A 6,118-nucleotide genomic window follows, 5' to 3' on the forward strand; every position below is an offset into this window, starting at 1 on the left:
ATGCCGCGCATTGCCACGTCCATCGTCGTCGATCCCAACCAGCTCGATCCTCGTGCCAAAGAGGCGTTCATCGAGAGGCTCTACGAGCTGCATACACGCATCTTCGACGTCGAGCGTGAGGCGTTCGTCGCGTACGTGATCGACTCCAGGGCGGAGCATACCCATATCCAGGTCTACGAGGACGCGTCGGGACGGGCCGTCGGGTACTTCGCCTTGCACATCTTCGAGAAGGTGATGGGCGGCGAGAAACTCTCCGTCATGCGTGGCGAGCTCGGCATGGTCAGCGAGTTCCGCGGCTGCAACGTCAATGCGCGCTTCGCGATCGACCGGCTCCTGCGGTACCTCGTGAAAAACCCGGATCGGCGTCTGTACCTGTTCGCCTCGCCGGTGCACCCTTCGTGTTATTCGCAGACCGCCCGGTATGCCGACCGGGTTTGGCCGAACGGCACGGAGGAAACCCCGGCGGACGTGCACGATCTCATGATCGAGCTCGCGCGCTCGTTCGGGCTTCGAGCGGTCGACGAGGCAAGACCCTTCGTGCGCCACGTCGGCTGGCGGACGCGCGATACCGCCGCCGATCGGTCGTACTGGCTGGGCCACGCGGGCGATGCAGCCCATTTTTATGTCCGGCAGAATCCCGGCTTCGTGGACGGTCATGGTCTGCTGATGCTCGTGCCGCTCTCGCTCGGCGGCGTGATGCGCGCCGCGCTTCGGTTCGCGTCCGCCAAGCTCTCGCGCCGGCTGCGCCATGTCGTGGCGTCCCTCGCCGGGAGGCGCCGGAGTTCCGTCAGCGATCCTCGTGAGGGGGCGCGGGCGGCTTGATCCGCACCTTTTTCACGTGCCTGGGCGTGGCCTCGACGACCTCGATCATCGTCCCGTCCGGTGCCGTGAGCTGTGTCCCGGCTGCTGGAATGCTGCGAGCCAGGTCCAGGACGAGCCCCGCGATCGTCGAATAGCCGTCGCCGACGGGCAAATCGAGCCCGAGCTCGCGATTCACGTCGTGCACGGGCGCGCTCCCCAGGACGAGGAACGTCCCGTCGGGCTCGCGCCGCACGAGCTCCGGCGCAGGCGCTTCGTGTTCGCTGAAAACGTCGCCCACGAGCTCCTCGACGAGGTCTTCCAGCGTGACGATGCCGCTCGTCGCGCCAAGCTCGTCCACCACGATGGCAATCTGCGTGCGGCGGTTTTTCATGGCGTCGAGCAAGGAGACCGCGCCCATGCTCTCGCCGACGAAGGAGGGAGGTCGCAGGACCTCCTTCACGCGAAACGAAACGTCCCCGGTCGCCCGGATGAAGACGTCTTTCACGTTCACGTACCCGATGACGTGATCGAGATCCCCCTCGTACACCGGCATCCGCGTGTGTCCGTGCGCGGCGACGACACGGCGCACATCCTCGAGCGTCGCATCGTGCGGCAGGCTCACCACGCGCGTGCGCGGGACCATGACCTGCACGGCGGACAGCTCCGGCAAGTCGAGCGCGCGTGCCGCGATCTCGCCCGCGCTCGGGTCGAGGGAGCCGGCCTTGGCGGCTTCTCCGACGAGCTGCTGCAACTCGTCCGGCGAGAGCCGCGCCTCGGTGAAGGTGGTCTTGTCCCCGAACAACCGAAGCACGACGTTCGAGCTCGCGGTCAAGAACCAAACGAGCGGGCGCGCGGCCCACGCGAGCCCGAGCAGCGGACGCCCGATGAACAGCGCATACGTCTCCGCGTATCGCAGCGCGAGCGACTTCGGCACGAGCTCGCCGAGGACGAGCGAGAGGTACGAGATCAACGCGACCACGAGGCCAAGCGCGATTGCGTCCGCGTGGTCCGCCAGAATCGGGACGCGCCGAAAGAGAGGCGCGAGATCCTCCGCGAACGTCGCGCCGCCGAACGCGCCCGCGAGCGCGCCGATGACGGTGATGCCAATCTGCACAGTGGCGAGGAACCGCTCGGGATCATCACGAAGAGCTTTTACAGCGCGGGCGCGCGTGCTCTTCTCGGCGACGAGCTGATCGAGCCGGGAGCCTCGCAAGGCCACGACGGCGATCTCGGCGCCGGCGAGGATGCCGTTCACCAGCACGAGCGCGAGAATGACGAGGAGCTCGGTGACGATGGCTGCCTCCTTCGAGGGAGCCGATCCATCCCACACCTCGGCGCTCGATGCCCGCACGGGAGCGCGGAGGGTGCGTAGCGCCGGGGTTTCACCCCGGACCCGAGCAGGGGCTATCCGCCCCTGCACCCGGACCAGGCACGGCCTGGACCGAGGGTGCAAAAACCGCGCGATGCGCGGCTTTTGCAACGGGTCGCGTCAAGACTGGCAACGACCTTGCCAATCAAAACCGCAGCACTGCCGTCTGGAACGAACACGCTGGATTTCCGCCCCTGCGGAAGTTCGACAACACGATGAGCATCGTGAAACGGCCACGCCGATAGCTGCGTGAAGCTCGGCCATCTGACGTACCACGGCAATGGCGGCCTCACGAAGGACCCGGCCGCGGCGCTGGGAGGTTCAAACGCGGCCGCGAAATGGGGTCGGAGAAAGGCTGCCGGAGCGCCGAGCTGATTGGGCCCTGAGCGGCGCCCGGCGCGCGGTGCTGGCATACTCGCGCGATGACGAATTCGATTCTTCTTCCTCTTACCACCCTCGCCCTCTCCACGACCCTGGCCGGCTGCTTCTTGGGGGACTCCACATCCGTCGAAGAAGCCGCGATACGCGCCGCGCGGATCGACTTCACCTGCGACACCTTCGACGTGACGCCGGGCCTGACGCCCATGCCCGCAGACGGAGAGGTCGACGCGGATCGCCAGGACGTCCTCGTGAGCGGGTGCGGCCGCTCGGCCATCTACGCCTGCTCCAGGAGCGAATTCACGCGCGACTGGTACTGCTCCCTGACCGATCAAGCCCCCCGCTGAGGGGCGCCGTACAGCGCGCGCCCCTTCCCAGTTGAACCCTTCCCCGAGCGGCGCGATACCTCCCCACATGCCGCACATCCTGATCGTCGAGGACGAGCCCGCGATCGCCGAGTCCCTCGCGTACGCCCTTCGCCGCGACGGCTTCGGCGTCACCATCGCCGGCACCCTCGCCGGCGCCGAGCGCTCCCTCGACGTCGCCTCCCTCGTCCTGCTCGACCTCATGCTCCCGGACGGCAGCGGCTTCGACCTCATCGGCAAGGTCCGCAGGAGTGGCCTCGGCACGCCCATCATCGTCCTCACGAGCCGCGACGACGAAGCCGACCGCGTCGCCGCCCTCGAGACCGGCGCCGACGACTACGTCACAAAACCCTTCTCCACCCGCGAGATCGTTGCCCGCGTCCGCGCCGTCCTCCGCCGCGTCGCCCCGCCCGCTCCCCTCGGCACGGCGCCCCCGCCCGCGCCCGCTGCTGCGGCCGCTTCCGCGCCTGCTCCCGCAGCCGCGCCCGCCGCCGCCTCCGCTCCCCCGCCCCTCTCCGTCGACGAGGCCACCCGCAGGGCCTACGTCCACGACCGCGAGGTCGAGCTCACCCGTGTCGAGTTCGACCTCCTCGCTTGCCTGCTCGCGGCGCCTGGCCGCGTCTTCACCCGCGCGCAGCTCATCGATCGCGTCTGGGGCGACGGCTTCGCAATCACCGACCGCACCATCGACTCCCACGTAAAAGGCCTTCGCCGCAAGGTCGAGTCTGCCGGCGGAGACCCCGGCTTCATCGAAACCGTGCGTGGCGTCGGGTACCGCGTCACCGACAAGCCCGCGGCGCCTCCGCCGGGCACCCCGGATACCCCGTGATTCGCCTCCTCGTCGCCTCCGCCTCGGCCGTCGGCCTCATCCTCCTCGTCGCCTACGTCGCCTCGCGCCTCGTCCGCGCCCGCACCCGCGGCACGAGCATTCGCCTCCAGGTCTTCCTCACCCTCGCGGGCATCGTCGGCGCCTTCGCGTTTGGCCTCGGCATCCTCGTCCTCGATCGCATCGAGGCCCGCGCCACGCTCCTCGCCGAGGATGCCGCGCGTGACGAAGCCGCTGCGATCGCCGCCGTCGTGGGCGGGGAACTCGACGCCCGCGGCGCCTCCCTCGGCGACGTCGGCGGCCGCATCGCTCGATCCGCCGATCCCGACGCCCTGCACTTCTCGCTCCTCGATCCCGCGGGCCGCCCCGTCTTCCGCGCGGGCCCGGCGCGCGGCGAGGCCGGCACCGTCTTCGTCACGGCGCCGATCCTCGTGCAGAGCCACGTCGTCGGCCAGGTCGAGGTCGTCAAGCCGACCCTCGTCATCACCCGCACCCTCACCGACTTCGCGCCCACGGTCCTCGCGATCAGCCTCGTCCTCGGCGCGGCGGCCGCGGCGGCGGCCGTCCTCATTGGCCGCTCCATCGCCCGGCCGATCGAGGCCCTCACCGACTTCGCCGTCCGTGTCAGCGAGGGCGAGCGACGTGCGCCGCCGCCCCCGGCGTTCGGCCGCGAGGTGCAGCGGCTCTCGCGCGCCATCGACTCCATGCGCCGCCAGCTCGAGGGCCGCCCGTTCGTCGAGACGTTTGCCGCCGATCTCTCGCACGAGCTCAAGAACCCGGTCGCGGCGATCCGCGCGAGCGCCGAGGTCCTCGCCGACGGCGCGCTCGAAGAGCCGGAGGAGGCCGCGCGCTTCGTGGGCCGCATCCAGCAAGCGACGGAGCGCATCGAAGCGCTGCTCGGCGACCTCTTGAACCTCGCGCGCATCGAGGCGCGTGGCGTCGAGGACGCCGCCGTCGTCGACCTCGACAAACTCTCTCGGGACGCCGCAGCGCAGGCCCGCGAGCGCGGCGCCACCGTCCATGTCTCCACCACCGGCGCCGTCACCGTCCGCGGCAGCGCGCTCTGGCTCTCGCGGGCCATCGAGAACCTGCTCGACAACGCCGTCACGCACGGCGAACCCGGCGAAGCCATCCATGTTTCGCTCGTGCGCGAAGGCGACGAAGTGCGCTTCACCGTCCGGAGCCGCGGCCGCATCCATCCTCACGTCGCCGGCCGCCTGTTCCGTCGGTTCGTCACGACCCGCGTGGAGAACGGCGGCACGGGCCTCGGCCTCGCGATCGTGCGCGCCATCGCCGAGGCCCACAGCGGCTCCGCGGAGTGCGCCGAGAGCGGCCCGCCCGAGGTCTCCTTCCGGATCACGCTGCCCGCCGCGAAGATTCTGTAACAAAATCCACACAATCTACCGATCTCTTCGTGGGCGTTCTCCACAGAGGCTCCACGAATGCACCACGGCGGTTCCGTGGACGTGGGTGGTTGCATGATGCATCCTCAGGCCGCACGGCTCGAAGGTATCCCCATGAACGAACGATCGTCGCTTCCTCGTCACATCGCGCTCATCCTCGACGGCAACGGCCGCTGGGCCACGTCGCGCGGGCTTCCTCGGACGAAGGGACACGAGGCCGGGTCGCAAAAGGTGCGGCTCGCGGTGCGCGCCTGCCACGAGCGGAAGATCCCGGTGCTGACGCTCTACGCGTTCAGCGCGGCAAACTGGAACCGCCCGGGCGAGGAGGTGGGGAACCTGATGCGCATCTGCCGCGAGTTCGCCGATGAAGCGCACGACGATCTCGTGGCGCGCGGCGTGCGCGTGGTCGTGGTGGGCGACATCGACGACGAGGTGCCGACGGCGACGCGGAAGGCGACGGAGAAGCTGATCGCGGACACGGCGGATGGGACGTCGATGACGCTGGCGCTCGCGCTGAACTACGGCGGCCGTCGCGACATGGTGAGCGCGATGCGGGCGGTGGCGGCGCAGGCGCGGGCGGGTCTGCTCCTGCCAGAGGACATCGACTCGCAAACGATCCGGCGGTTCTTGAGCACGAGCGAGCTGCCGGACGCGGATCTCGTGATCCGGACGGGCGGGGAGCAGCGGCTGAGTGATTTCCTGCCGTTCGAGGCCGCGTTCGCGGAGCTGTTCTTCACGGACACCCTCTGGCCGGACTTCTCGGAGGGCACGCTCGACGAGGCGCTCGCGTTCTACGCGCGAAGGCAGCGCCGCTTCGGTCGAACGGACGAACAGGTCCGGCGCACGGCAGAGATCTGAGATGCGCGGGGCGTTGCCCCGCACCCCAGCAGGGGGCTGTCCGCCCCCTGCACCCCGGACCAGGCACGGCCTGGACCGAAGGCCGAGAAACCGCGCGATGCGCGGTTTCTCGGACGGG

6 protein-coding genes are annotated in these 6,118 nt (G+C 69.6%); 5 read left to right on the forward strand and 1 reads right to left on the reverse strand.

Annotation, left to right across the window (positions count from 1 at the left end; all coding sequences use genetic code 11):
• Complete coding sequence (locus KEG38_RS51820) at window positions 1-822, forward strand: hypothetical protein (RefSeq protein WP_272428356.1); 822 nt, start codon at window positions 1-3, stop codon at window positions 820-822.
• Here KEG38_RS51820 and KEG38_RS51825 read toward each other — a convergent pair.
• Window positions 788-2,152 (reverse strand): CNNM domain-containing protein, encoded by a 1,365-nt coding sequence (locus KEG38_RS51825; RefSeq protein WP_308216902.1) that lies wholly within the window; start codon window positions 2,150-2,152, stop codon window positions 788-790. The genes KEG38_RS51820 and KEG38_RS51825 overlap by 35 nt on opposite strands.
• A 440-nt stretch (window positions 2,153-2,592) precedes the next feature.
• Here KEG38_RS51825 and KEG38_RS51830 point away from each other — a divergent pair, with 440 nt between their 5' ends.
• The 4 genes from KEG38_RS51830 (at window position 2,593) to uppS (ending at window position 6,000) form a co-directional block, all read left to right on the forward strand.
• Window positions 2,593-2,895 (forward strand): hypothetical protein, encoded by a 303-nt coding sequence (locus KEG38_RS51830; RefSeq protein ID WP_272428357.1) that lies wholly within the window; start codon window positions 2,593-2,595, stop codon window positions 2,893-2,895.
• A gap of 67 nt (window positions 2,896-2,962) precedes the next feature.
• On the forward strand, window positions 2,963-3,742 hold the full coding sequence (locus KEG38_RS51835) for a response regulator transcription factor (RefSeq protein WP_272428358.1): 780 nt from the start codon (window positions 2,963-2,965) through the stop codon (window positions 3,740-3,742).
• Window positions 3,739-5,124, forward strand: coding sequence for a histidine kinase dimerization/phospho-acceptor domain-containing protein (locus KEG38_RS51840; RefSeq protein WP_272428359.1), 1,386 nt, complete (start codon window positions 3,739-3,741; stop codon window positions 5,122-5,124). The genes KEG38_RS51835 and KEG38_RS51840 overlap by 4 nt, the downstream gene beginning before the upstream one ends.
• 132 nt (window positions 5,125-5,256) lie before the next feature.
• Complete coding sequence (gene uppS, locus KEG38_RS51845; RefSeq protein WP_272428360.1) at window positions 5,257-6,000, forward strand: polyprenyl diphosphate synthase; 744 nt, start codon at window positions 5,257-5,259, stop codon at window positions 5,998-6,000.
• The last annotated feature ends 118 nt before the right edge of the window (window positions 6,001-6,118 follow it).

Origin of the sequence: Polyangium jinanense (assembly GCF_028435265.1) — a bacterium.
In the GTDB taxonomy this organism is placed as follows: Bacteria; Myxococcota_A; Polyangia; order Polyangiales; family Polyangiaceae; genus Polyangium; species Polyangium jinanense.